Consider the following 25,895-nt stretch of genomic DNA (forward strand, 5'->3'; position numbering starts at 1 on the left):
AAAAAATTAATTAATCTTTTACTCTTTAATTCGTGTTAATTCGTTGCTAACCTTTAGCTTTTGAGCTTTATTATTTCTCTTTAGACTTGGACACCTATAATTAAAAAATAGAGAACGGTCATCCCGTTCTCCACTTATTTGCTAAGAAGCAATATTAAAATAACCCTTTAAAGATATCTTTAATCTTATCTTTTGCCTTCTCCTTCTCTTCTTCTAGTTTACTTTTACCCTCCTCTAACTTATTATCAACCTTCTCTTCTACTTTCTCTTTTAAGCGCTCTTCTATTATTGACTTATCCCAATTTAGCTCTGGATTGTTTACACTTCCCTTCAATTTAAAGTCCAGTTTCACCTGCTTAGTTTGAGGAGCATAGAATAACTCCTTCTTCTTTAAATCTAACTTTTTAGACTCTTCTTCAGAGATTAAGTAGGATAAATTATAATTTAAATCACCTTTTAAAGTTGAATAACCGGCAAACTCTAGCTCTCCAAATTCAGTCTTAGATTTAAAGCTATCTAAATATAGTTTTCCATTCTTCAAATTGATATTTCCATCTAGATCTTTAAATTCCAATTTATTATGATTAAATAGATTAAACCAACTATTTAATCTATTAATCAATATAAAATTCTTTAACTCTCCCTTAGCAATCACAACCTCTCCTTGTAGGGTAGCTGATTCTAAAATTTCATCTAGTTTTAAGCCAACTCCAGCAAATCTAGTATCTAAATTAACCTTACCATATAGTTTATTATCAAAGTCGGTAAAGAGGGTTAAAATACGATTAATTTCAATATTATCAGCCTTTAGCTTACCTTGATAACTAGGATTCTCTTTTGCTAAATCAATCCTTCCTTCACTTTTAATTCTACCATCTTCTATATTACTGTTAAAATTATCTATAGAGATAACCTTATTATTGAGACTGGCTTCTAAAATTAACTTTTCTGCCTTTAATTTTTGGTACTTCAACTCTTTGATATTTACTTGGGACTTTACTTTAAAGTTAGGAATTAATTTAGCCAAATCTTTCTTTTCTACCTCTTCTTTAGTTGCTACACCCTCTTTACTAGGTAAGAAAGAGATTAACTTATCTATAGCTAAAAGATTAGAATCTAACTCTACATCTATTAGTGCCTCACTATTATCGCCCTTGCTTAAGCCCGATAATAGTCTCCTCCAATCTGAAATTGAAACCTTTGCACTTAAGTCACTCTCTGCTAAATTGATCTTTCCATCTAATAGTTTTAAATTCTTATTATCAAAAGCAACTTTACCTTCTAAAGTATCTATCTCTTGAGCCAATTGGGGAATTCTTATCTTCTCCCCTCTTAAGGTTATATCACCTAATACTTTAATCTTATCTAAATTATCCAGCGCTTCTCCAACTACATCTTTAATTGAAAATCCTGTTCGTAGGTCTGTTTTTACCCTTCCAGCCAACTTATAACCTTTAAATTGAGGATTTAACTTCTCAAGCTTTTCCCCAATTAAAGCTAAATTTAAATCACTATCTAGATTTAAGTTGGCATTTATCTGATTAATATCACCAGTCTGAGCAAATTTCTGACAATCTACTAGACCACTAACCGCCACTTTAGAGTTAGCTTGATTAACCTCCAGCTTATCTATCCTGACTTTAGACTCGCCTATATTAAATCTTCCATCAATATTTTGATATTGCTCATCTTGATAGACTAAAGTTCCTAGATGAAGTTTGGCTGTTAAATTAAAGTCTGGCAAGTAAAGCTCCTGCTTATTATCTTCTATTTTATTCTCTTGATTAATCGACTCTTCTAAGCTATCACTAACGATTATTTTATCTAAATTTAAGGTTTCTGCTTCTAAAGCTAGATCAATAGCTCCACCTAGACTCTCTTTTTTATTGATTACATCAGTCAGCAGTCTCTTCCAATCAGCTACTGCTACAATACCTTTAACTCTACTATCAGCTAAGCCAAGTACCAAGTTATCAACTGTCAGCTTTTTATCACTTACCTCAATTTGAGCATTGACCTCTTTTAAATCAACAGGCAACTGCTTATTAGTCAAGTTTAAGCCTACTAATTCTAGATTTCCCTTTAAATTATTATCTTCGATACTGCTTTTTAGCTCTTTTATGCTAAAGTTTCTAGCTGATATATCTGAGATAACTTGACCTGCTAAATCCAAATCTAATTCTACAGGTAACTTAGCCAATAATTCTTTAAGCTTTAAGTCAGTCTTTAAATCTAAATCTAATTTAGGATTAGAAAGATCACTTAATTTGGCCTTCAATCCGATAGTCGAGCTTCCCACATTGCCTTTAAAGCTATCTATTTGTAACACATCTTCTCCCAAAACTAGATTCAGCTTACTGTTTAAATCAAACTCCCCTAAATTTAGGTTTAAACTCTTAAAATTTAATCTCTTCTCTGCTAGATCAAAGTTTAATCGATGTTCTAACTTAAAATCCAAATCTTTAAAATTTAAGTTATCAGCTACTCCTAAGATAACTATATTAGCAATTTTAGATTCTCCTGATGTAAGCAACTTCTCTTCATTTCCATTTAATAGGATAGAGAAGCTAGAATCTATCTTCTCTAGTTTTATATCTAAATTAGAGCTCTGGTCTAAATATCCAAACTTACCATTAACTATCTTTAATTTATCTAGATTCAAATTTAGAGCAATCTGCTTTGAATCTTTACTTTTATTATTGGTATTCTTCTGTTCATCCCCAAATTGATAGTTTTTCTCTCCTAGTTGATTGTTCTCTAAAGAAATAATCGGTTTAATTAAACTGACCTCTTTAATTTCTATCTCTTTATGTATCAATGGTAATAAAGCTACATCTAAATTAAAACTATCAAATTGAGCTAAATACTTAGTTTTAAAGCCATCACCATTGAGAATTTTAAAACCATCAATTCTTAGCCCAAAACCGCTTAAAAATTTAAGAGATATATTCTCAATTACAACATCTCTTTGTAAACTATCCTCTAGTTTAGGAATTATCATCTCTTCTAACTTATCGGAATTGAAATAACTCTTCAAATATAGAGTTCCTCCGATTAAAATAGCTAAAATTGTTAATAATAAATATACAGATATCTTTTTAACACTCAAAAAATTATTCTTACTTATTTTTGGTTCCATAACTTACCTCCTCGTATAATATACTTAACTCTTTTATTTTAAAATTTAAAAAATTATCAACCTCTAAACTAGTAGTTAATAAACTAATCATAGCCTATAGATATCCAAGTCTAAAGTATAATTTAATGGATATATAGCGACCCTTTCGTGTCGGTAATCAGGAATCTGGAACCAGTGTTTATAACTGATTCCTGACTACTGACTCCTGATTCCTAAAACAGTCCCAATATATCCATTAAGTTTCATTTTGAATTCACATATCTATATCTTCTTGTATTATTTAAATTCTCATAATCTTCTTCTTTTCCTTTTTCCAAATTTATAAAGTCAATTGAACGAACTTTGTGATTAACACTAGTTATAGCTAAAGATATACTTTTAAGAATCTCAAATCAAAAGTCAGCAACCTGTGAATTATAAAGATTCCTGATAATCGACTTTTTGTACTTAATTATCTGTTATTAATCCAATTTTCACAAAAATTGTAGGAGAACCAATTAATTCTATAACACTGTTAATAATAAGTGAAGGTGGCTCTAATCATTATTCAAAAAACTTTCAATAATAATATATTTTTTACAATCTAAAAGGAAAATCGTTTTTTTTCTAGAATTAACTATTATAGAAAGTTTTAAAGGCTACGTATATAAATCAAATCTTAATAAAGGGGGTAAAAAGATATGAATCAGGAATATATTAATCCAATATTTGAAGCAGCTAAAAGTGTATTGAAGAATATGATGCAAGTAGAAGTTGAAAGAGGAGAATTAGCCCTTCGTAAAAGCCCTTTTTCTGCTAAAAAAGTAAATGCTTCTATTGGAGTTACAGGAGATTTAAAGGGATTCATCTACTATAGTATGAGTGAAGATACCGCTTTAGAGGTATTTAGCAAAATGTCAGGAATGTCGATGGATGAATTTGATGAGTTGGTCAGTTCTGCAATTGGAGAACTGGCTAATATAGTTACAGGAAATTCACTTACTAAGTTATCTGAGTTGGACTATCAATGTGATATTACACCTCCATCGATTACATATGGAGATAATGTTCAGATTACTACAAATCAAAGAAAGTTCTTAGTAATTCCTTTGCATACTGAGATTGGAGATTTTGATATTAATGTTTCTCTAGAGGAACGAAGAAGATAAAAAGAAGTGGTTCACTTAGTTAAGTGAGCCACTTCTTTTACTTTTAATCTATAATTTCATAAATTAAAGGGGTTAGTTCAGGCTTGGTATCACCAAGCTGATAAGACTTTAATAGTATCTCTTTAGCTTCATTTACTTTAGTTTCATCATTATAATATAGGGTAGCGATAGTCTCTCCTTCTTCTAATTGGTCTCCTACTTTTTTAGCTAGACTTAGGCCTACTGCTAAATCTATTTGTGATTCTTTAGTCTCTCGACCTGCTCCTAGAATCATTGCACTAATACCAACCTCTTCTGCCTCTATTTTCTGAACATATCCACCTTTTGGAGATTTAACCTCTAAGCTATATTTAGCCTGAGGTAATAAATCAGGGTTATCGACTACTTCAGGATTACCACCTTGATTAGCAATTAACTCTTTTAATTTAGCCAAACCAGTTCCATCACTAATTGCCATCTCTAAGCTCTCTCTAGCCTCTTTAGGGTTATCGGCTACTTCTGCTAATAATAACATTTGTGTTCCAAGGGTTAAACATAGCTCTGTCAAGTCATGAGGTCCTTCTCCTTTTAGAGTCTCAATTGCTTCTTTGACTTCTAATGCATTACCTACAGCCCATCCTAAAGGTTGATCCATATCAGAGACAACAGCTATAGTATTACGCCCTACCTCTTTACCAATATCAACCATAGTCTTTGCCAATTCTACTGATCCTTCATAGCTTTTCATAAAAGCACCATTTCCAGTCTTAACATCCAATACTATTGCATCTGCTCCCGAAGCAATCTTTTTGCTCATAATACTGCTTGCAATCAAAGGAATCGACTCTACAGTAGCAGTTACATCACGTAGAGCATATAGCTTTTTATCAGCAGGAGCTAAGTTTCCAGTCTGCCCTGCTATTGCTACTTTATTGTTATTAACACTATCAATAAACTTATCCATACTCAAGGCTGTACTAAAGCCTGCAATTGACTCTAATTTATCAATTGTACCACCAGTATGACCTAAGCCACGACCAGACATCTTAGCTACTGGTGCACCACAAGCAGCTACTAGAGGCGCTAACACTAAAGTTGTTGTATCACCTACACCACCTGTGCTATGTTTATCAACCTTGATTCCTTTAATTGAACTTAAATCTATATTATCACCAGACTTAGCCATAGCCTCTGTTAATTTGGCTATCTCTTCTTTATCCATCCCTTGAAAGAAAACAGCCATCGTCCAAGCTGACATCTGATAATCTGGAATCTCACCTTTGGTATATTCTTTAATTAAAAATTCTATCTCTTGATCAGTTAATTTCTTGCCATCACGTTTTTTATGGATAATATCATAAGCTCTCATTGTTTAACCCCCCGTTTTTTAGTGTATAGTGTAGAGTTTATAGTTGATAGTTAAAGATTAAATTGAAGTCCTTTTAAGGTCTTAGCTATCAACTATACACTATCAACTGTCAACTGAACTTATAATTCCTCTCACCAATTCAATAAACTTAGGCTTAACTCGATTGGCTGTCTCGATAACCTCTTCATGCCCTAAAGGCTGTGGTAAAATCCCTGCTGCCATATTGGTAATACAAGATATTCCTAAAATATCCATTCCCATATGATTTGCTACAATTACCTCTGGTACAGTAGACATTCCTACTGCATCTCCCCCTAATCTCTGTACCATTCTAATCTCTGCTGGGGTCTCATAAGTAGGTCCTGAAAATCCAACATAGATACCTTTTTTAATAGTAATCCCTTTATTTTCTGCCACCTGCTCAGCCAATTCAATTAACTCTTTATTGTAGGCTTCTGACATATCAGGAAAACGTGGTCCTAATTCATCTTCATTAGCTCCAATCAATGGATTTGTCCCTGTAAAATTAATGTGATCAGAGATCAGCATAAAATCACCTACATTAAAGTGGCGGTTAGCTCCACCAGCTGAGTTGGTTACAAGTAACTTCTCTGCACCTAAGCTCTTCATCACTCTTACTGGGAAGGTAATAAAAGACATATCATAGCCTTCATAATAATGGAATCTCCCTTGCATCGCTACAACCTGTTTACCCTCTAATTCACCTAGTACCAACTGCCCAGCATGTCCTTCCACTGTCGAAACTGGAAAATTAGGAATCTCTTTATAGGGTATTGCAGTCTTATTCTCTATCTCATCAGCTAATACTCCCAAGCCTGAACCCAAAATCAAGGCAATTTCAGGCTTAATACCTGCTTTATCTTTGATATAGTTTACACTTTCTTTGATTTTTTGCATAGTTTTACTTGACATCGTCTTTCCCCCTTTTTAGTTAACAGTTGACAGTTTACGGTTTACAGTTATATTATCTAACTTTTAACCGTCAACGGTCAACTGTACACTGTCAACTATTTTATTATCTCTTTCAAAAAACTACTTCCATTACCTGTTCCTTTAACGTCAAAGATTTCGGCAATGGTAGCTGCGATATCACTGAAGGTCTCTCTAACTCCCAATTCAGTGCCAGCTGTTACTTGCTCACCATAGACCAATAATGGTACATACTCTCTAGTATGGTCTGTTCCTTTATAGGTTGGGTCACAACCATGGTCAGCAATAATAATCAGTAGGTCTTCTTGATTTAATTGCTCTAAAATCTCAGGTAATCTCTTATCAAAATTTTCTAAGGCTTGAGCATAGGCCTTAGGATTTCTACGATGCCCATACTTGGAATCGAAGTCTACTAGATTGGTAAAGATTAGGCCTTCTTTTTCAGCTTTTAAATAATCTAAAGTCTTATCTACTCCATCCATGTTACTTTTGGTATGGACTGCATCAGTAATTCCTTCACCTGCATAAATATTCTCAATCTTACCTACTGCCATCACCTTATGACCTGCATCTTTAAGGTGATTTAAAACAGTCTTCTCAGGTGGTGTTAGAGAATAGTCCTTTCTATTGGCAGTCCGTTCAAAGTTGCCAGGTTCACCTATAAAGGGTCTAGCGATAACTCTTGCTACTGCATGCTCCCCTTGCAATATCTTACGAGCCTTCTCACACATTTCATAGAGCTCATCAACTGAAATAATATCCTCATGGGCTGCAATCTGGAAGACACTATCTGCAGAAGTATAAACGATAGGCTTGCCGGTCTTCATATGTTCTTCACCTAGCTCCTCGATGATTACTGTTCCTGAAGCTGGCTTATTGGCTAGACTTTCTCTACCGATTGCTTGATGGAATTGATCCATCACTTCAGCAGGAAAGCCATCAGGATATGTTCTAAAAGGATCTTTTGAGATAATTCCTGCTATCTCCCAATGCCCAGTGGTTGTATCCTTCCCATTAGATTCTTCTGCCATCTTAGCAAAGGCAGCCTTAGCATTATCAACCTGAGCTACTCCTTCAATCTCTGCAATATTACCTAAGCCAAAACTCTCTAAATGAGGAAGATTTAATCCCCCTACTGCTTTTGCAGTATTCTGTAGGGTTGCTGCCCCCTGATCACCAAAATCAGCAGCATCAGGTAAAGCCCCAATTCCAACACTATCTAATACAATTATATTTACTCTTTTAATTTTCATAAACCTTACACCTCCATTTTTATGTGTGAGTGTGAGTTATGAGTGTGTGTTTGTTATTTGAATTTTCTCACACTCTCACAGACACTCCACACTAGTACTCTCTTTTTTAGTTTAACCTATCTTTGCACAAATATTACTTTTATTCTCATCTTGTTAGACGTCAGACCAATTCTACTATATTATTTCTAGTTAGGATTAAAAGTTCCTGCTTGATTGATAAAAAAATTAATTTTATTCTGGTTTTTTATCAATACTACTATAAAAAATTTAGATTCAACAATATTTTAGTTAGCAAGAATCAGTTAAATTTAACTGATTCCAGATTCTTGATAACTGACTCCTTATACTTTATTATCAGCTATCAATCTAAATTAATTTTCACAAAAATCATGTAAGAGTCAAAATTTTGAACTCTGACTATCTCATTTACATTATCTTGATATTATGGAAGGATAATTAGTTAATGATGTAGAAGAATGAATTTATAATTATTATATAGAGATATTAACTACACCAACTTCGTTAATACCTCTATATTAGCAGATTATATGAAATGTGTCGTTAAGATATGAGTTAGGCGATATACCAAATTAAAATAATTATAATATGGAGGAATAATTGTATGAGTAAAGTATTATTAGCAGGAGCAACTGGATACTTGGGTGGTTATATATTAAGTGAACTTCTAGAACAACAACATGAGGTAAGAGTTATTGTCCAAAACAGGGCAAAATTAGAACAAAATAATTCTCAAAAAGTTGAAATAATAGAAGCTGAAATAACTAAGCCAAGTTCAATCAAGAATTGTTGTGATAATATTGATTTTGTAATCTCTACAGTAGGAATTACAAAACAAAAAGATGGTCTTACATATATGGATGTTGATTATCAAGCTAATAAGAATTTGTTAAAAGAAGCAAAAAAAAGTGGTGTAAAAAAATTTATTTATATTTCTTTATTGAACGGACAGAAACTTAAAAACTTAAAAATATGTGAAGCAAAAGAGTTATTTGTAGATGAATTGAAAGAATCTAGTATTGATTATTGTATCATTCGACCAAATGGATTTTTCTCCGACATGGCAGAAATTTTTTATATGGCACAAAAAGGACGTGTTTATCTATTTGGCAACGGAGAATATAAAGCAAATCCTATACATGGTGAAGATTTAGCAATAGTATGTGTGAATTCTATAGAGAACACAGAAAAAGAGATAAATGTAGGAGGACCTGAAACATTATCACAAAATGAAATTGCTAGTATTGCTTTCAATATTGCAGAAAAAGAAATCAAGATAACATATATACCTAACTGGATAAGAAAAATTCTCTTATTCATGATACGAACATTTACTTCTCAAAAGTTGTATGGACCAATAGAGTTTTTCTTAACTGTCTTATCAATGGATATGACTGCTCCAGAAAAGGGAATACATACTCTAGAAGAATTTTATAGAAATTTAAAAAATAACCATATGTGAGATATTATAAAAGATAACTTGGTACGATTGCCTAACATGAGATTAGGAGTATTGTCGGGGACGTCGCGAAACTGCTGGACGTAACAGCCAGTCTAAAAATAATTTCAAAAAAGAAAGGAAGTGTTAATTATGAAAATAAGTAGAGTTAATTCTCAAATTAACTATCATCAAAGAAATAAGGTTTATAATAATGATAAAAAATTCAATATCAAAGATAGTATTAAAAGTCCAAAAATAGAGGACAATAGAGTGGCTAATCCAGCTATTTGGGATGAACTATCTAAAAAATATGATATTGATAATATGTCTTTTAATGATTTAGAAACTCTTTCCAATAAATTATATGAAGCCAAACAAATTTCTCTTTGTGAACTTGGAGATTTAACTATTATCCCTAAACTCATTGCAAGAGCACAAGCTGAACAAGGATACACAGCAAACCCTCTACTCACTTCAAATAATACAACAATAAATTGGGAGAAAGAGAAAATAAATTGGCTTAAAGAATTTGAAGCTCAAGCAGAGCAACAGAAACAATTTGGAAATATGTCTGGTTATAGTATTAATAAGAAGCTTGTTAATATTTTGGGTAAATTACTTTAGCTAAATATAATATAGCTTGGAATTTAACCTAAACTCTATCTGAAAATTTTAAAAATCACATCAAAAATAGATATTTATATATAAAACCGGAGGTGCTTTTAATAGCAAAACAAGTAATTATAATCCATGGATACAATAAAAATCAACAAGACATGATTACCTTAAAGAATAATCTGATAAAATTAGGGTATAATGGGATATTAGTTAACCTCCCTCTAACCTTTAAAGCAATTGAGTACTGTACCTCCCTCTTTAAAGAACAAGTAGAGAAGATAATCTCTACACTAGATCAAAATGAACAGATTAGTCTTGTGGGGCATAGTACAGGAGGAATAATCATCAGAAATTTCTTATCTACTACAGAATATCTAGCTAAAATAGACAGAGCTGTTCTGATAGCCACTCCCAATCAAGGAAGCTATTTAGCTGCTTTAGTTGCAAGACTATCCACTGCCTTTATTAAGGTTTTCAAAACATTGGATTCATTAAATCCTAATAAAATACATAGATTAAAATTAAAGAATATAGCTACTGTTGAAATAGGAGCAATTGCTGGAAATAAAAATAATCTAATACTCGGCAAGCTATTACCAGAAGACAATGATGGCAGAGTCCAAGTTAGCTCTGTAAAGTATCACGACTTAAAGGATTTTATCATTCTTCCCTATGGTCATAAAGAAATTCATTATAAATTTAAAACGGCTAAGTTAGTTGATTCCTTCTTAAGAAATGGTAAGTTTAAGGAAGGTTAAAAATCAGATGGATAATTTATCTGATTTTTAACCTTTGCAATTTTTCATTCTCAATCTTCAATTCTCCATCAACCTTAAAGCACTATCCCCTCCACTAGCCTAATCAAATATGGGACTACATAGACCTCCACAAGAGCTGCTAAAAGTAATAAGATAGCAATTCCCACCATAGAGACTGAATATCCTACTAACAGCTTCTTAAGATTATGCTTTCTTCCTGTCAAAATTCCTCCTCCAAACCTGAATACAAAGATACAACTTAAAAATCCCCCTAAGATTAGACTAGGGATTAGAATTAAATTCTGGGGCATAATCGAGGTTAGCGCCAGCAGTGCTCCCTTAAAGAACATCTCCCGAATTAGAAAAGTAGAGGTAAAACCAACTATAAATCCTCGCAAAATTATCAGCAAAGGAATCGCAATCACTCCTATTAAAGTAATTGCTAATACCCAAAATAACAAAGCATATTTTAAATTAGCCAGAATAACATTTTGAGCCATCAACTGCTGATTATCACTCAACAACTCATTGACCTCTGTAATAAAACCTGATAAATAATTTAACAAGACTGTTTTCTGCTGATAGGTCAAAGTATTAGCAGCAATAGAACCAGCAATACTTCCTCCAATAAAACAGACCAATATAAAGATTAAAATCAACATATTATCCCGAAAAAAATTATTAACCTTTAACTTCGTGTATCTAAAATTAGCCATTTAAACCTCCTTGAAAAGCAGTAATGAGTGACGAGTAAACAGTGATGAGTTAAAAAACATAAAAGTATCGCTATATAGAGATAGTGCGACACTTTTACTTCAGTGTACAGTTAACAGTTGACGGTTGACAGTTAAGTTCAAAATCACTAAACCTCTTAAAGTATAAGGTTTTATCTTTTTACTGTAAACTGTCCACTGTCAACCGTCAACTCTAAGGAAGTATCGCAATATAATTTCTAATGTTAATTATTATGTTACAAGCAAGCAATTTTATTACACTAAACCTGTAAAAAACCCTCTTCTATAATCAATTTTGCTATATGCTCTGCTGCTAAGACATCCTCATAAGAATTAGAACTAGCTGCTACCAAGGTAATTCCTGTATTATACTTTTCAGCCAGTGCAATTGCTCGCTTAGCCGAATCCTTAGCTGGCTTAATTCCTTTCTTAATCCCTGTTCTCACAATAGTTCCTGTAGTAACCTGTGGAGCACCATGAGTATATGCAGCATCAAAGGCAGCTCCACCAGAATCAGTAATAATCAGAACAACCTTATCTTTAAAATCAGCTAAATCAGCTACCTGTGAACCTACATTTGGTATTATATTGGCTACCTTTACTCCAGAACGCTTGACCCCTACCATAGCCTGTTGGATATTATCTAACCTCTCCTCTTCTGTTCCAAGTCTAGGTTCTGTAACTATAATCAGCTCTGTATTATACTTTAAAGCCTTTTTACCAGCAAAATAACCAATCTTCTCAGGGTTGACTGTAACTGGAACTGAGACCTTGTCAGAACTAGCCCCAAATATCTCTATAGCACCAGCATCTAAAGCAGCCTCTGCTGTAGTTGACATATCAATAATATCGACAATTACGATTACATCACCCTTTCTAGCAGCCTGAGCAGCTCCAGAAGCATTTGATGTAATATTTAACGTATGCAAACTCTCTCTATTATTCGACAACCTTTCCATATTTGCCACCTCCTCCAGGAAGAATAGATAACTTTCCTTCTCGTGCTCTAGTTATATTTGTTGCTACCCGCTGACCTACCACCTCTACTAACTGCTTATAAGCAACCTTGTGTAAAACATCCATCTCAGTGACAAAGGCTTTTAATAACTTTTCCAAAGTCTTCTTACCTACGCCTGGAATATCGGTCAAAGGGATTTGATGGTGATACTCTGGTCTAAAATCAGGGCTCAAAGACTTTCTATTATTAGCAATTTCCAAAACTCTATCTAAGACCCCCTTTACAATCTTATGCTTCTTATCTCTACAACAGCTCAAAGCAGGATAGCTATCTATCAATGTTCTCTCACATTCCAAACAATAACTTCTATAGTACTTACCCAGTCTAGGATCTAACCCATAATTAGCGATTACCCTTCTCCCCTGCTGTCTCTTCAATGCCAGCAGTACCTCTTTAAAGGTAGGCTTCTCTAAGATAACTTGATTATACTCTCGTCCAATCTTGGCTAAGGAATGGGCATCAGAGTTACTTAGGAAGGTCTTTTCCCCTAATTCATCAAGATAATCTGCCAATTGACTATCTGCACTTAAACCCAACTCTATTGCATAAATCTGCTTAAAGATTTCTTCACCAAAGATATCTATTAGACTATCTCCATAACTTCCATATAGCCCTCTATGGGGTGTAAAGCAGTGAGCAGGAATTACGATTCCACCAAAGCTATTAAAAATCTCAAAAAGCTCTTTAGCAGATAAATAGGTCATCTGAGTGCTGAGATTGATATTTGTCACATACTTAGCTAGCTTTTGACCAAAAGCCTTGATATTCTCTAAATAAGGAAAGTATCCTATTAAATGTGCCTGCTTTCCAGTTTCAGATTTCACCTCAAGCTCAGAACCTAATATTAGAGTTACCCTATCCTGATAACTCAATCCTCCATCCTCTAAAGCAATTAGTTTACCTTCATCAACTAACTTCTCAATATCTTTAATCACCTCTGGTGAAGAAGCATCAACGATTCCCAGTATATCTATTCCCTTTTTATTTGCTCCCTCACTGATAATATTCTCTATAGTCAATCTATCAGAAGCTGTAATCTTTACCCCTTGCCCTGAATTAGTTCTACCTATATGTAAGTGCAAATCCATAAAATACTCTTCCATAACTACTGCCTATCTAGCTGAGCCAGCAAGTACTGTAATCCTATAATCGTCTTAGCATCTCTAAACTCCCCTTCTGCTAACATCCTAGCAACCTCTGCAATCTCTAGCTCTTTGACTCTGACAAATTCATCATCATCAGGGTTCTGCTCATATTTAATTAATTCTTTAGCCAGATAAATCTCTATAATCTCATCAGTAAAGCCAGGACTAGTATAAAAAGAACATAACCACTCTAAAGAAGTTGCTCTATACCCAGTCTCCTCCTCTAACTCTCTGTAAGCACACCCCTTTTTATCCTCATCTTTCTCCAATTTACCTGCTGGAAGCTCCAATAAAATCTCTTCACCAGGCTTACGAAACTGTTCAACCATGATAACTTTAGAGTCCTTACAAGCTACAACAGCTACTCCACCACTATGCTCAACTATCTCTCTTTTAGATAAATTACCATTTGGCAATTCAACCTCATCAACCCTTAAATTTATAATATTTCCTTCAAAAATCATTTTACTATTAATAGTCTTCTCTTTTAAAGTATCCATCTCATCCATCCTTTCTAAGCTCCTCACTAGCAATTATTCCAGCTATGCCTGCTGTCATAAAATACTCCTTCTCTTCGGCCAAACCTCTCCCCATAGTCTTAAAAGTAAACTCTAGGCTCTTTAACTCCTTTAATACCCTATCACCTTCACGATATATAATCTGATGTTTATGATTAATCCCAGCCTCAACTAATTGTTCCTTAATCACTCCAGCCTTCTTCCTATCAAGATAAGGAATTCCAACTTTAGACTCTACCATAGTCAATTCACCTAAAGTAGTCCTACTATGATGGCTCAATCCATAGTGGCGTTCCCGTTTATCACCAAATCCTATTCTAGGTACAGCAATTGGAGAGCCACCTAACTGATAGACAGCATTTAAGATATTAGCCTGTTCTATTCCTGTAAAACCATACTTTGTCCCTGTACCTACAATCCCAGGTCCCATGCAGACAACTATTATATCAGCTTCACTGATTTCATAAGCACTAATCAATCCTGAATAGATATTAACAGCTTCTAAGTCTCCGCCAAAGGCATGACCAATAGTAACTGTACTATCAATAATCCCTTTACCCTTTAAAAAATCAACTGTATTACTAAATCTAAGGGGTAAGGCTGCAGCATCGGTCATAATATAGGTTATCTTGACTTTAGGAGAGCTAGCTTTAGCCATCACTGTTATAGGAGCTAGCATACTATGTAAGGTGCCCACTACCACTGGTGTTCCACTTAAAGAATGAAAATTATTGATACGTTCATGATAAGGACTATCCTGCTCCTCAACACTGAAAGTCTGGATTTGATAAGGTGTATATCTTAACTTCATAATATGTCCTTGTTTAGCCCGTTCTCTAGCTTGATTTAAGATATATATAATAAAATCATATCCTCCAGTTCCTAACTCCAAAGAGGTTGCAGTTGTATTTAGTAATACCTGATCTCCTTTTCTTATCTCCCCTATTAAATCATCATAACCTATCCCCTTCTTCTGCTCACCTTCAATCTCTAGCTGAACAGTGGTTAAACCCTCTCTTTGTGATAAAATTTCAACAACCTTACCCTGTCTAACTTCTATCATGTATTACCCTCCATAGATTAAATAATTATTTCAATATAAAGAATTAAAGTCCTGCAAAAAAGCAATTCTTAGTTATAATACTGAAATTAGTATATCTATCTAATGAGGAAAAAATTCTAATTATCTTAAACTACTCAGTATAATTAGACATCTATATAGAAAAAAATAAAAAAACCCAGCATTCTCATGCTGAGATTAATATCAAATCAATTGAGCAAATACTTTTTAGTATATTCTAAAATTAGTTCATCAAGTTGTTTACTTATCTCTAATAATTCCTTCTTATTTAACTTCAGATCATAGTCCAATAACTGCTCTCTTAACAAAGAAATCTTTTTATATAAATCAGATTTTGATAAATCTCTCATCGATTTCCCCCTCTTATTACTTATTATCAAGATTATAGGATTATTCGATAAAATTTCTCACTGAAAAAAGAGCTATTTACCGATATTTATAGATTATAAGTACTTATTTGAATCTTTTTCCCTTCTCTAAAAGAATTATACCTAAATTCTAATAGAAAATCAAGAAATAACTTACTTAATTTGGATTTTTATATAAAAAGAACTATAATCATAAATAATAAGTAATAAGTAAAATTATTTAGTTTAAACCATTAGCTACTATTTAAATATAAAAATAACTGATACAATATAGAGGTAGTGCGACACTCTCGTGTCGAGTGTGAGCTATGAGTGTGAGTGTGTGTAAAATCTCTTTTTATTGGGGTTTACTCACACACCCACTCACGCTAATTTTAAAAGTGTCCCAATCTCCCCATAAGAAGACACTATTTATATTAAGATTTAACTAACACAAGCAATAATCAACAGGTTACCTAGTTGCTTCTCTAATCATAGAAACACAGAATTTAACAGAATTGAGCAGATCATCAATTTTGATATTCTCATCCACAGAATGTACATCAGTCATGCCTACACTGATGTTTATCGTTGGAATTCCTTTTCCATTAAAGATATTAGCATCACTACCACCACCAGTAGATTTTAATAAAGGCTTAATCTCTATCACCCGAGCGGCCTTAACTGCTATATCAACAATCTGACTATTTCTAGACAAATCAAAGGCTGGATACATTCTCTCTACATCAATCTCAACCTTAGCATTAAATTTAGCAGCAGCTCTTCTAAAGATATCTGCCATATGCTCAGTCTGCCTATCTAATTTATCTACCCTAAGGCTGCGTGCCTCACCTTCTAATTCGACCAAATCAGGTACAATATTTGTCGCTTGCCCTCCCCGGATAACACCGATATTAGCAGTAGTATCCTCATCGATCTGACCTAATTTCATATTAGATAAAGCTATACTAGCTACTTTAATAGCATTAACTCCTGCCGAAGGATTCATCCCTGCATGGGCTGCCTTTCCTATTACCTTGACATTGATTTTATCCTGTGAAGGAGCTTGAGTCACAATAGTTCCAATCTCTCCACCAGAGTCAAAAGCAATTCCAAAATCAGCATCGATTAGACTATAATCCAAATTTTTAGCACCTAATAATCCTACCTCTTCCCCAATTGTAAAAGCAATTTCTAAATTTCCATGATCAATATCATTCTCTTTAATTAGTCTTAAAGCTTCTAAGATGGTAGTTATTCCTGCTTTATCATCAGAAGCCAAGATGGTCTCACCTTCACTATAAACTACTCCATCTTTAACAATTGGCATAATTGCTCTCCCTGGAGTAACTGTATCCATATGAGCACTTAATAATAAAGTCGGTTTAGTAGAATCACCAGCTAATTTAGCTATAATATTCCCAGTCTCTCCACCAACCTTCTCTCCTGCATCATCTCTAATTACTTCCAATCCCAACTCTTCTAAAATTTCTACCAAATAGTCAGCAACTCTTCCTTCTTCCTTAGAGATACTATCTATCTGTACCAAATCTAAAAATTGTTTTAAAATTCTTTCTTGATTCATTGCTTTCAACTCCTCAATATTAGTTAATAAAATACATCAACTTCTAAGGGTAAATCTTTATCTCTAAAAAGTTGATTATCAAATTTATCAATTTTACTAATTATTATGTAAAATATATTCACTCTTATTTATATTAAATACTATTATTATAATTCCTTTTTATAAAATAAAAATTCACTTTTAAAAACAAAAATAACTGATATAATCGAAAGAAAAGCTACACTTTTAGGAATCTGGAATCAGTAGTCAGGAATCAGTTATAAACACCGGTTCCAGATTCCTGATTCCCGACACGAAAGTGTCTCAACATCCCCATTAGCCTCTATATCATAAGAAAAAATCCTAGCCCAAAGGACTAGGATTATATATATATCAAAGATTAGTCATTCTTCATTGCAATATTCAAACAAACTGCTAATCCACCAAATAAAACTGTAGATCCAAAGATTAACATTCCAATTGCTCCTGCTGTCATCTTATATCTCCCCCTTTGTAGCATTTATATCTAATAATACTTCTTCATTCCAACTGATATTCTTCATTACATACGCAAGTATAGGCAATGCAATTACAATACCCCAACCAAGTGTTAGGATTGCACTAAGTGGATAGTCTCCATAAAGAGTAGCTAATTCACCTTTAAATTTAAGTACTAACATAATACCTAATACAGGAATAGTAACAACTTTAATAGCTACATCCCACCAGTTACCTACTTTGAAATCAGATACTGCATTAACATGATTTTTCAAGTTAGAAATATTCCATAGATAGGCTAATACTACAGCCTCAACCAACCCAACTACTGCTAAAGCATAGTTATTAATAAAGTGGTCTACTACATCTAATACAGATAGTCCCATACCTGTTGCATAAATAGTAGTAGATAAAAATCCTACAGTACAAACTATAGTAACAGCTTTCTTTCTGCTCATTTGGAACTTATCCATAATTGAAGATGTGAAAGCTTCAACCAAGGAAATAATAGATGATAAACCAGCAACAACTAAAGATAAGAAGAATAATACTCCAAAAAGACCATTTAAACCTGGTAAAAGATTAATTGCTTGTGGAAATACAAAGAAAGCTAAACCAATTCCACCACTACCAGCTACTTCACTAATTGCAACACCTTGTGTTTGTGCCATATATCCTAAGATACCAAATACAGCAAATCCAGATAAGAAGCTGAATCCACAGTTTGCAAATGCTGTAATAAAAGCATTATTAATGACATCAGATTTTTTTGGTAAGTAACTAGAATAAGCAATCATAATTCCAAAACCTAGACTCAAGGTAAAGAATACCTGTCCATAGGCACTAACCCAAACATTAGGATCCTTTAACACAGCAAAATTAGGCTCTAAAAAGTGATTTAATCCTTCTACAGCACCTGGTAAAGTCACACCTCTAAGAGTAATGATACCAATTAACACTATTAACAGAGGCATAAAAACCTTACTTGCCTTTTCAATTCCTTCTTTAATACCATTATATAAAATTACATAAGTTAATCCCCAAACAGCAACTAAACTGAATAATACATTAATTCTAATCCCACCTAAATTCCAAAATCCTGTCATCCCCAAATAATCCTTTACAAAGAAGTTTACTGGATCATTACCCCAACTTCCTTTTATAGCAAAAAACATATAGCTGATGGCCCAACCTACAATAACAGAATAGTAAATAGTTACTACAGCTGTTACTAGCACTGCCCACCAACCTAAGGTCTCATACTTTTCTTTAATCTTTCTAAAAGCTAATGGTGCAGAACCTCTCATCTTATGCCCAAGTCCCATCTCCAAAATCAATAATGGAATTCCTGCAGTTAATACAGCAAATAGATATGGAACTAAGAAAGCACCTCCACCATTTTCATAAGCCATATACGGAAAACGCCAAATATTTCCTAAACCAACGGCAGAACCAACTGCAGCTAAAATAAATCCAAGTCTACTTCCCCATTGGTCACGATTTTCTACATTCTTCTCCATACTCAAAATCCTCCTTTTTACAATTTTCGTTCTACTCTACTTCTTGCTACTTATTTGTGACATATATAAGTAACTCATAACTTATTATATAGGGTTTAATTTACCTAGTCAAGAATAGAATTAAATTTACTAATAATTATTTTCATCGTCCTAATTCATCAAGAAATAATAAAATTTTGTTATTTTTAATCAATTTAGATAATGAATAAAATTCGCTGTATAAATGAATAGAAAATAACAAAAACATAGTTAAAGTTCTAATATAGATGCCATAATTTATTGCCACTATTCCACCCAAGGTTACCCCTAATACATTAGAACCTATATCTCCCATCATCCCCTTAGCTTGTAAATCAAAGTTTAGAGCAAGCAAGACCATAATGATTAACGGTATAATTAATAAATAATTATTTAAGCCTATCACAAGAAATATTATTAAAAATAATAGTGTTATCTTCAAAGCTCTCCCTGGTCTTAAATCAACTAAATTAATAAAATTACTCATCAATAAAATTAAAAAAGTATTAACAAATAAATCAAAATAACTCTTATTCCAATAATAGTTGATAAAGAAAACAATTATAAAAGAGAAGATAGCTTTAATTGCTCCTGTAGTCAATCTCCTTTCAACTAATAATGATCTAAAATGTCCACTAAAACCCTGACTATCTTTGTTGCCAAAAGTATCATCTAATAACCCTACAAAAGCCATCGACAAGATTAAAGTGATTAAAGGAATCGATTGCTGTAGGGAATAATAACCAAGTAAAGTTCCTAAAATTAAAATAAAAATTAAGTTAAAAGAGAAGATAAGTCCATAACCTACAGGTATCTTATCACCCCTAAAGTTAAGAGCAACAGAGTTTGCTTCGACTAACAGAGGGGGAATTAGCTTAAATCCAATTTTAGATAAAATAAAACTAACACCTATTAATGTTGTAATAGCTAACACTGTTACACCTACCTTCTTATCTATAATTTAATCTAGTTGATTATAAATACTATAGTTTCCAAATCTAAAGTAGAAGCTTAATGGGGAGATTGGGACACTTTGTGTCGAGTGTGAACTATGAGTGTGAGTGTGTGTAAAACTTCTTTTTATTGGGGTTTACTCACACCCACACACCCACTCACGCTAATTTTAAAAGTGTCGCATTATCTCTATATAAAGATATATTTTAATTTTATTCTAAAATTTGATGATTATATGGGTAAGATATCCTATGATTAACTTTTATCCTAAGAACACTAAATTAATTATCTTACTTATCCTTATACTCTCCTAATTTTAGAGAACAACACAAGAGCCACATCTTTAAATTGTCTTCCCCTGTGTATAAAACCCTGAATATCTCTCTTACTTTCACGATGTTTCATCATTACTGGAACCTCCTCTACTCTAAATCCAGCTTGGCAGACATCAACAGTTAAGCAGACCTCTACCCCAAAACCTTTGGCAAAACTGCTTACCTTTTTGACTACATCTTTAGACAAGGCTCTTTGTCCAGAAAGAGGAGCTGAAAACTCTTGGCAGGTCAACTTTTTTAATCCCCAATTAGCTAACCCCTTGACCAGTCCAAAGCCACCTTTAGTCTGACTTTGAGGAAATTTAGCAATAGACATATCTGCTCTACCAGCTAAGAGAGGTTCTACTAACTTCATTGCTTCTATGGAACTATTGCCCAAATCAGCATCTAATAAGAGGATGATATCTCCACTAACCTCCTTGAGTCCACGATTTAAAGCAGTACCTTTTCCTTGATTCTGCTCTAATCTGATTACTTTAGTTGCCAAATTACTAGCCTTCTGATAGGTATTATCTATAGAGCCATCATCAACTACAACAACTTCATAAACCCCCTCTAACTCTCTGATACTCTTGATAGTATCCTCAATCTTCTCCTCTTCATTATAAGCAGGGATTAAAACTGAAATTGATTTATCCAATGCTCTCCCTCCTCAACACTTGGAAGGTCTTTGGCTGCAACCTCAAATACCAACTTAATCAATCCAGAGATATTCTTAATACTCTGTAAATCAATTTTGATAGACTTCTCCTTTAAATTAATAGGATAATTAAGGCCTTCATCCAAATCTCCCAACAAGAGCACCTTTGTAAAATCTCTCTTTTCACCCAAATTATTTAAATCTTTAATTACCTCTATCCCTTGAGCATTAGCTAGCTTCAATGTTTCAATTATCTTATCCTTTAAATCAGGATTAACATTATCACCTACTACTAACAACAAATTTTGATCCTTTAACTGCTCCTTGACTACTAAAGGCATAATCATCTTTTGAAAATTTATATTATCAGCCAATCTAGTCTCTAAATAGTTAACCTCTTTAGAGAATTCTTTATTCTGAGTCCTTAAAGACTTAAAGTCTTCTTCCAAATTTGAGATTAAATGCTTCTGTTCATTAACAATCAAATCATTTCCTACCATACTACTACCAATCAAGATGCCAATCGCCAGTGTTACAAATATAATTACAATTGTAATCACATGATATCTTAAATCAACTAACATAATCCTCCTCCTAAAAGCCAATATTCATTCTTAATCTGATTAGTAATAATTTGAGTAATTGATGAAATGGTGTTGATACACTCATTATAGCAATAATTGGTATTAATGATGCTACTAAAACTTCTGCAACATATTTAGGCTTTATTCGGCTTTTATATAGCTTATTGACCCCTTTGGCATCGACTAATTTACTTCCTACCTTCAACCTCACCAGAAAAGTACTAGCCATTCCTGGGCGACCCTTTTCTAGAAAATCTATCATAGTAGTATGAGTACCTACAGCCACAATCAACTCTGCACCCTTTTCATAAGCCAATAACATAGCAATATCTTCACTTGTTCCTGGCGCAGGAAAGGTCTTAGCTGCTAAACCAAGAGCTTTGATCCTCTCCATTCCTGGAGCATGACCATTAGGATAGGCATGGACAACCAACTCAGCCCCAGATGCTAAGGTCTCATCACTGATACTATCCATATCACCGATGATAATATCAGGCTCAAAACCATACTCTACTAAAGCATCTGCTCCTCCATCTACTCCAATCAAGACAGGTCTAACCTCCCTAATATAAGAACTAACAGCCTCTAAATCCTCTCGATAGTCCTTTCCTCTAACTACTATTAAAACATCCTTATCCTTCAATTTAATATCTACTTTAGGTATATCTATTCCCAAAATCAGATGCTTCTCTTTTTTAGCATAATCTAGGGTATTATCTACAAACTTATTTAACTCTACACCAATATTCTCCTTAGTCTGCTCTAGCCTCTGCTCGACCTTCTTAGTATTAAGAACTTCACCTTGAAATAATAGCTCTTCATCCTTTAATATCTGACCATCTTTGATAGTAATTAAATCACCTTCAGCCAAGCTATCAAAGATATCCTTCTCCACATTATCAATAATTACTATCCCAGCTGACAACAATCTTCTAGGACCTAAATTAGGATATTTACCACTGATAGATGGACTGGCATTGATAACAGCCTTGACCTTTCTCTCAATCAATGACTCAGCAGCTAATTGATCAATATCCTTATGATCAATGATAGCTATCTCCCCTTCAAGCAATCGCTTAACTAAATCCTTAGTCTTAGTACCTAGCCTAACTCTTCCAGTTAATTCCATAGTGGGAGCCTCCTAAATTTACTACTATCTTTAGTATATCTTGATTGAATTACTCTCATACTTCTAATAAAAGGGAGCAGAGTTAATTTACAATTCACAATGTACAATTTAGAATTAAAACAAAAAAAATTAACAAAATTAAATTACTATAAAATACAAAAGCTGTGCCATAATTATGACACAGCCTTCATACTTTAATTTAACTATTATCCTTCTCTTGCAAACTCTCTGCAATTTCAGCCAAATATAATTTAACATCATGGGCATCATCTTTGATCTTAAAGAATACAATTACTAATTCACAATAGATTCTTAAGAATAAATTTCCAAAAACTATAATCATTAATCCAAGCATAAAAGATTTTGTAAACATAAATAAACCACTTAAAGTTGTCATTACTAAACCTAAGATGTATACTCCTTGAATTATCTTAGAAGTAATCATCTTATCAAACTTAAATATCTGCTCAAATGAAAAAATACTATTCACCCCTTTTTATTTTATACTATATATTTCTTCGTTAGATAAATAATCCCTTCCATAAATTTATATTATTTTCTTTGAAATACAAAACAAAAAAGCACCCAAAGTTTTGGATGCTCTAATTTAACCTTTACTTGTATTCGATATTGAGTTTATTCTCTAGCTAACTCTCAATTCAATTCTTAACTTATCTGCTACTTTAGCGATAAATTGAGAGTTGGTAGGTTTACCACTAGCAGTTGTCACAGAATGACCAAAGATTCTATTGATAGCATTGGTGTTTCCTCTCTCCCAAGTAACCTCAATAGCATGTCGAATTGCTCTTTCTACTCTGCTGGCTGTTGTATTAAACTCTTTAGCTACTAAAGGATATAATTCCTTAGTTACAGCACCTAATAGTTCAACCTCATCAACAACCATAGAGATAGCCTTTCTTAAATATAAATAACCTTTAATATGTGCTGGAATTCCAATCTGATGCATTATGTCAGTAATTCTTTCTTCCACATTCTTAGTATTGCTTGGATTATTGATTGAAGAGCTAAGAGTATAACCTCTACTACCACTAGCTACTTTAGAAGTAACTTGCTTAATTCGATTAGATAGTTTTTCTAAATCAAAAGGTTTTAAGATATAATAGTCAGCACCTAAATTAACAACACGCTGTGTCAACTCTTCTTGTCCAAAAGCAGTTAACATTATTATCTTAAACTCATCGGTTACTCCTTTACTATGTAACTCTTCTAATACTCCAATTCCATCTAAATGTGGCATGATTACATCTAATACCAATACATCAAAGTCGACTTCATCAATTACTTTTAAAGCTTCAACTCCATCATTAGCAATGCCTACTACCTTAAATTCATCTTGTTGCTCAAGATACTCTTTAATCAAATTACAAAAATCCCTATTATCATCTACTAATAATACCTTAATTACATTTGTTTCTCTCATAATACATTTTTCCTCCTCACAATGACTCTATACTACAAATTCTATGCCCGTTTCCAAATTCCTCCTTTTAAAAATAAAAAAAACCAAAGAATTTATGATGCAAATTCTTTGGCAAGATTCTTCTTTTCTAATAAATCAGTCTGCATTATCATCCATTGAGCCAAAATACCATAACCCCGAGTAGAATCATTGACAAAAACATGGGTAATAGCCCCTACTAACTTACCATCTTGTACGATAGGACTGCCACTCATTCCCTGCACAATTCCTCCTGTCTGACGTAAAAGTTCAGAATCAACTATCCTAATAATCAAACCCTTCTCAGCAGGTTCATACTGCCTTCTAACCTTTTCTATCTCTATACTAAATTCTTCTATCTCTCCTCCATGAAGTACCGTATAAATCTTAGCAGGACCTTCTTTTATCTCTAAAGGGCTTGCTACTGGAATTGCTTCCTTAAAATAAGGGTGTTTAGGGGCAATAGATAAATGACCATAAATCCCAAAATTATTATTCTTGGTTATATCTCCTAACATACCTTGTCCATTAAAGAAGGTTCCTAGCTTCTCTCCTGGTAATCCCTTGTGACTTTGATTAATTCCTGAGATATTAGCTCTAACTATTTCTCCTTCTCCTACGTTAATCTTCAATTGAGTATTTGCTTCAGTGATCATATGTCCTAAAGCTCCATAATAGCCATTGTTAGGTTCATAAAATGACATTGTTCCTACACCAGTAGCACCATCATCGACATATATACCTATCATATAAAATCCTTCTTTACTTTTAATAGGATTTATCTCCTTAAATTGAACTTCTCCTGATTTCTTTCTAACCTTAAACCTTAACCCTTTTCCTTTCTTACCGAATTCATTGATTAATCTAGCCAAGTGATATTTATTCTTGATTTCAATACCATTAACCTCTAATAAACTATCACCAACTTCAATGTCAGCCTCTTTAGCTGGGAATAATTTTTGACCATCATCAGCAGTAACATAAGAATTCCTTACTACCATAATCCCATCAGATTTGAGAATAACTCCAATTGCTTGCCCTCCAGGAATCACCTTAACTTGGGGCAGAACATTAACAACCATCTTTCTTAAGGGAATTAGACCAAATAGTTTAAAGTTAAGATTATACTCTCCAGCAGAAGAAGCCTGTAAAGCAATAGGATCAGAGAGATTAATATTCAATTCCCGCTGTGAAAGTTTTTGACCATTAATCTTTAGATTTCCTTGTGGGTTGGATCTAATAGATACATTAAAGGGCAAATTTATCTTAAGTGGTGTCTTATTACCCTCAAATATTTGGCAGTTATTTGGTAAACCCAAAAATATTAATACTTTAGGAAAAGCCAAAAGACAGATTAATAATAGAAGAAGATTGAACAGTATTACTCTCTTATATTTTTTCATTTGTCACACTCCTACACAGTCCCCATCTGTGTAGTATCTTCCAATTAAAAGAATTCTAACAAAATTTTATCTGCCAATACTAAAAATAAATTAAAGTTCAATCTATCAAAGAAGACTGTAGATAGATCTTAAGCACTTTAAAAATATCACTGCGGATGATATTTAACTTAGATATATGCTTATTATACCCACCATAAATAGTTATATTCAGTTGTATTTTAAAGATTATAATATCAATATTTTTGATATAACATAATATTTTCTAAAAATATTG

At 33.2% G+C, this 25,895-nt stretch carries 24 protein-coding genes; 4 read left to right on the forward strand and 20 right to left on the reverse strand.

Annotation, left to right across the window (positions count from 1 at the left end):
• Nucleotides 1-154: 154 nt before the first annotated feature.
• A complete protein-coding gene (locus tag ACTCDL_RS08505; RefSeq protein WP_463175796.1) occupies nucleotides 155-3,139 on the reverse strand; it encodes an AsmA family protein in 2,985 nt (994 codons plus the stop codon).
• A 680-nt stretch (nucleotides 3,140-3,819) separates the two neighbouring features.
• Between ACTCDL_RS08505 and ACTCDL_RS08510 the strand changes: the two genes are divergently transcribed.
• Nucleotides 3,820-4,287 carry a chemotaxis protein CheX gene (locus tag ACTCDL_RS08510; protein ID WP_463175799.1) on the forward strand — a complete coding sequence of 156 codons (468 nt, stop codon included), beginning with the start codon at nucleotides 3,820-3,822 and terminating at the stop codon, nucleotides 4,285-4,287.
• Nucleotides 4,288-4,330: 43 nt separating this feature from the next.
• Here ACTCDL_RS08510 and ACTCDL_RS08515 read toward each other — a convergent pair whose 3' ends face one another.
• From ACTCDL_RS08515 to ACTCDL_RS08525, 3 genes are all read right to left on the reverse strand, one after another.
• A complete protein-coding gene (locus ACTCDL_RS08515; protein ID WP_463175802.1) occupies nucleotides 4,331-5,635 on the reverse strand; it encodes a pyrimidine-nucleoside phosphorylase in 1,305 nt (434 codons plus the stop codon).
• A 102-nt stretch (nucleotides 5,636-5,737) separates the two neighbouring features.
• Complete coding sequence (locus tag ACTCDL_RS08520; protein ID WP_463175805.1) at nucleotides 5,738-6,568, reverse strand: purine-nucleoside phosphorylase; 831 nt, start codon at nucleotides 6,566-6,568, stop codon at nucleotides 5,738-5,740.
• A gap of 95 nt (nucleotides 6,569-6,663) precedes the next feature.
• Nucleotides 6,664-7,839, reverse strand: coding sequence for a phosphopentomutase (locus ACTCDL_RS08525; RefSeq protein ID WP_463175808.1), 1,176 nt, complete (start codon nucleotides 7,837-7,839; stop codon nucleotides 6,664-6,666).
• Nucleotides 7,840-8,461: 622 nt separating this feature from the next.
• On the opposite strand from ACTCDL_RS08525, the gene ACTCDL_RS08530 reads away from it, so the two are divergent.
• The 3 genes from ACTCDL_RS08530 to ACTCDL_RS08540 all read left to right on the forward strand — a co-directional run bounded on the left by ACTCDL_RS08530 (nucleotide 8,462) and on the right by ACTCDL_RS08540 (nucleotide 10,674).
• Entirely contained in the window at nucleotides 8,462-9,319 is an 858-nt protein-coding gene (locus tag ACTCDL_RS08530; protein ID WP_463175809.1) for an SDR family oxidoreductase, read from the forward strand.
• Between the two features lie 129 nt (nucleotides 9,320-9,448).
• A complete protein-coding gene (locus ACTCDL_RS08535) occupies nucleotides 9,449-9,922 on the forward strand; it encodes a hypothetical protein (protein ID WP_463175810.1) in 474 nt (157 codons plus the stop codon).
• Between the two features lie 92 nt (nucleotides 9,923-10,014).
• On the forward strand, nucleotides 10,015-10,674 hold the full coding sequence (locus ACTCDL_RS08540; RefSeq protein ID WP_463175812.1) for an esterase/lipase family protein: 660 nt from the start codon (nucleotides 10,015-10,017) through the stop codon (nucleotides 10,672-10,674).
• A 74-nt stretch (nucleotides 10,675-10,748) separates the two neighbouring features.
• Here the strand turns inward: ACTCDL_RS08540 and spoIIM are convergent, their stop codons facing one another.
• The 16 genes from spoIIM to spoIVB form a co-directional block, all read right to left on the reverse strand.
• Entirely contained in the window at nucleotides 10,749-11,390 is a 642-nt protein-coding gene (spoIIM, locus tag ACTCDL_RS08545; protein ID WP_463175813.1) for a stage II sporulation protein M, read from the reverse strand.
• A 278-nt stretch (nucleotides 11,391-11,668) separates the two neighbouring features.
• The gene (locus ACTCDL_RS08550; RefSeq protein WP_463175815.1) at nucleotides 11,669-12,367 is read right to left on the reverse strand and encodes a hypothetical protein; all 699 of its coding nucleotides are present in this window, start codon (nucleotides 12,365-12,367) and stop codon (nucleotides 11,669-11,671) included.
• Entirely contained in the window at nucleotides 12,348-13,529 is a 1,182-nt protein-coding gene (locus ACTCDL_RS08555) for an endonuclease Q family protein (RefSeq protein ID WP_463175816.1), read from the reverse strand. The genes ACTCDL_RS08550 and ACTCDL_RS08555 overlap by 20 nt, the downstream gene beginning before the upstream one ends.
• A 2-nt stretch (nucleotides 13,530-13,531) precedes the next feature.
• Nucleotides 13,532-14,071, reverse strand: coding sequence for an NUDIX domain-containing protein (locus ACTCDL_RS08560; protein WP_463175834.1), 540 nt, complete (start codon nucleotides 14,069-14,071; stop codon nucleotides 13,532-13,534).
• Between the two features lies 1 nt (nucleotide 14,072).
• On the reverse strand, nucleotides 14,073-15,152 hold the full coding sequence (locus tag ACTCDL_RS08565; RefSeq protein WP_463175818.1) for a DUF3866 family protein: 1,080 nt from the start codon (nucleotides 15,150-15,152) through the stop codon (nucleotides 14,073-14,075).
• Nucleotides 15,153-15,358: 206 nt separating this feature from the next.
• On the reverse strand, nucleotides 15,359-15,520 hold the full coding sequence (locus ACTCDL_RS08570) for a Spo0E family sporulation regulatory protein-aspartic acid phosphatase (RefSeq protein ID WP_463175819.1): 162 nt from the start codon (nucleotides 15,518-15,520) through the stop codon (nucleotides 15,359-15,361).
• Nucleotides 15,521-15,989: 469 nt separating this feature from the next.
• Entirely contained in the window at nucleotides 15,990-17,102 is a 1,113-nt protein-coding gene (locus ACTCDL_RS08575; RefSeq protein WP_463175820.1) for a M20/M25/M40 family metallo-hydrolase, read from the reverse strand.
• A gap of 379 nt (nucleotides 17,103-17,481) precedes the next feature.
• Nucleotides 17,482-17,577 carry a MetS family NSS transporter small subunit gene (locus tag ACTCDL_RS08580; RefSeq protein WP_463175822.1) on the reverse strand — a complete coding sequence of 32 codons (96 nt, stop codon included), beginning with the start codon at nucleotides 17,575-17,577 and terminating at the stop codon, nucleotides 17,482-17,484.
• 1 nt (nucleotide 17,578) lies between these two features.
• On the reverse strand, nucleotides 17,579-19,099 hold the full coding sequence (locus ACTCDL_RS08585) for a sodium-dependent transporter (protein ID WP_463175823.1): 1,521 nt from the start codon (nucleotides 19,097-19,099) through the stop codon (nucleotides 17,579-17,581).
• Between the two features lie 142 nt (nucleotides 19,100-19,241).
• On the reverse strand, nucleotides 19,242-20,051 hold the full coding sequence (locus ACTCDL_RS08590; RefSeq protein WP_463175824.1) for a glycosyl transferase family 4: 810 nt from the start codon (nucleotides 20,049-20,051) through the stop codon (nucleotides 19,242-19,244).
• Between the two features lie 320 nt (nucleotides 20,052-20,371).
• Nucleotides 20,372-21,046 (reverse strand): glycosyltransferase family 2 protein, encoded by a 675-nt coding sequence (locus tag ACTCDL_RS08595; protein WP_463175825.1) that lies wholly within the window; start codon nucleotides 21,044-21,046, stop codon nucleotides 20,372-20,374.
• Entirely contained in the window at nucleotides 21,022-21,630 is a 609-nt protein-coding gene (locus ACTCDL_RS08600) for a copper transporter (protein WP_463175827.1), read from the reverse strand. Before ACTCDL_RS08600 ends, ACTCDL_RS08595 begins: the two co-directional genes overlap by 25 nt.
• Before the next feature lie 10 nt (nucleotides 21,631-21,640).
• Complete coding sequence (gene steA, locus ACTCDL_RS08605; protein WP_463175828.1) at nucleotides 21,641-22,759, reverse strand: putative cytokinetic ring protein SteA; 1,119 nt, start codon at nucleotides 22,757-22,759, stop codon at nucleotides 21,641-21,643.
• A 199-nt stretch (nucleotides 22,760-22,958) separates the two neighbouring features.
• Nucleotides 22,959-23,249 (reverse strand): DUF4282 domain-containing protein, encoded by a 291-nt coding sequence (locus ACTCDL_RS08610; protein ID WP_463175830.1) that lies wholly within the window; start codon nucleotides 23,247-23,249, stop codon nucleotides 22,959-22,961.
• Between the two features lie 153 nt (nucleotides 23,250-23,402).
• The gene (gene spo0A, locus ACTCDL_RS08615) at nucleotides 23,403-24,200 is read right to left on the reverse strand and encodes a sporulation transcription factor Spo0A (protein ID WP_463175831.1); all 798 of its coding nucleotides are present in this window, start codon (nucleotides 24,198-24,200) and stop codon (nucleotides 23,403-23,405) included.
• 92 nt (nucleotides 24,201-24,292) lie between these two features.
• Nucleotides 24,293-25,621, reverse strand: coding sequence for a SpoIVB peptidase (gene spoIVB / locus ACTCDL_RS08620; RefSeq protein ID WP_463175833.1), 1,329 nt, complete (start codon nucleotides 25,619-25,621; stop codon nucleotides 24,293-24,295).
• Nucleotides 25,622-25,895 lie beyond the last annotated feature (274 nt).

This window comes from Orenia sp., from assembly GCF_055140805.1.

Coding starts and splice junctions, on each gene's coding strand:
- ACTCDL_RS08560 (WP_463175834.1), bottom strand. CDS start 14,071: ATGGATACTTTAAAAGAGAAGACTATTAATAGTAAAATGATTTTTGAA.
- ACTCDL_RS08570 (WP_463175819.1), bottom strand. CDS start 15,520: ATGAGAGATTTATCAAAATCTGATTTATATAAAAAGATTTCTTTGTTA.
- ACTCDL_RS08515 (WP_463175802.1), bottom strand. CDS start 5,635: ATGAGAGCTTATGATATTATCCATAAAAAACGTGATGGCAAGAAATTA.
- ACTCDL_RS08585 (WP_463175823.1), bottom strand. CDS start 19,099: ATGGAGAAGAATGTAGAAAATCGTGACCAATGGGGAAGTAGACTTGGA.
- ACTCDL_RS08530 (WP_463175809.1), top strand. CDS start 8,462: ATGAGTAAAGTATTATTAGCAGGAGCAACTGGATACTTGGGTGGTTAT.
- ACTCDL_RS08555 (WP_463175816.1), bottom strand. CDS start 13,529: ATGGAAGAGTATTTTATGGATTTGCACTTACATATAGGTAGAACTAAT.
- spo0A (WP_463175831.1), bottom strand. CDS start 24,200: ATGAGAGAAACAAATGTAATTAAGGTATTATTAGTAGATGATAATAGG.
- ACTCDL_RS08550 (WP_463175815.1), bottom strand. CDS start 12,367: ATGGAAAGGTTGTCGAATAATAGAGAGAGTTTGCATACGTTAAATATT.
- ACTCDL_RS08520 (WP_463175805.1), bottom strand. CDS start 6,568: ATGTCAAGTAAAACTATGCAAAAAATCAAAGAAAGTGTAAACTATATC.
- ACTCDL_RS08575 (WP_463175820.1), bottom strand. CDS start 17,102: ATGAATCAAGAAAGAATTTTAAAACAATTTTTAGATTTGGTACAGATA.
- ACTCDL_RS08510 (WP_463175799.1), top strand. CDS start 3,820: ATGAATCAGGAATATATTAATCCAATATTTGAAGCAGCTAAAAGTGTA.
- ACTCDL_RS08525 (WP_463175808.1), bottom strand. CDS start 7,839: ATGAAAATTAAAAGAGTAAATATAATTGTATTAGATAGTGTTGGAATT.
- ACTCDL_RS08535 (WP_463175810.1), top strand. CDS start 9,449: ATGAAAATAAGTAGAGTTAATTCTCAAATTAACTATCATCAAAGAAAT.
- ACTCDL_RS08580 (WP_463175822.1), bottom strand. CDS start 17,577: ATGACAGCAGGAGCAATTGGAATGTTAATCTTTGGATCTACAGTTTTA.
- ACTCDL_RS08505 (WP_463175796.1), bottom strand. CDS start 3,139: ATGGAACCAAAAATAAGTAAGAATAATTTTTTGAGTGTTAAAAAGATA.
- ACTCDL_RS08600 (WP_463175827.1), bottom strand. CDS start 21,630: ATGTTAGTTGATTTAAGATATCATGTGATTACAATTGTAATTATATTT.
- ACTCDL_RS08565 (WP_463175818.1), bottom strand. CDS start 15,152: ATGATAGAAGTTAGACAGGGTAAGGTTGTTGAAATTTTATCACAAAGA.
- steA (WP_463175828.1), bottom strand. CDS start 22,759: ATGGAATTAACTGGAAGAGTTAGGCTAGGTACTAAGACTAAGGATTTA.
- spoIIM (WP_463175813.1), bottom strand. CDS start 11,390: ATGGCTAATTTTAGATACACGAAGTTAAAGGTTAATAATTTTTTTCGG.
- spoIVB (WP_463175833.1), bottom strand. CDS start 25,621: ATGAAAAAATATAAGAGAGTAATACTGTTCAATCTTCTTCTATTATTA.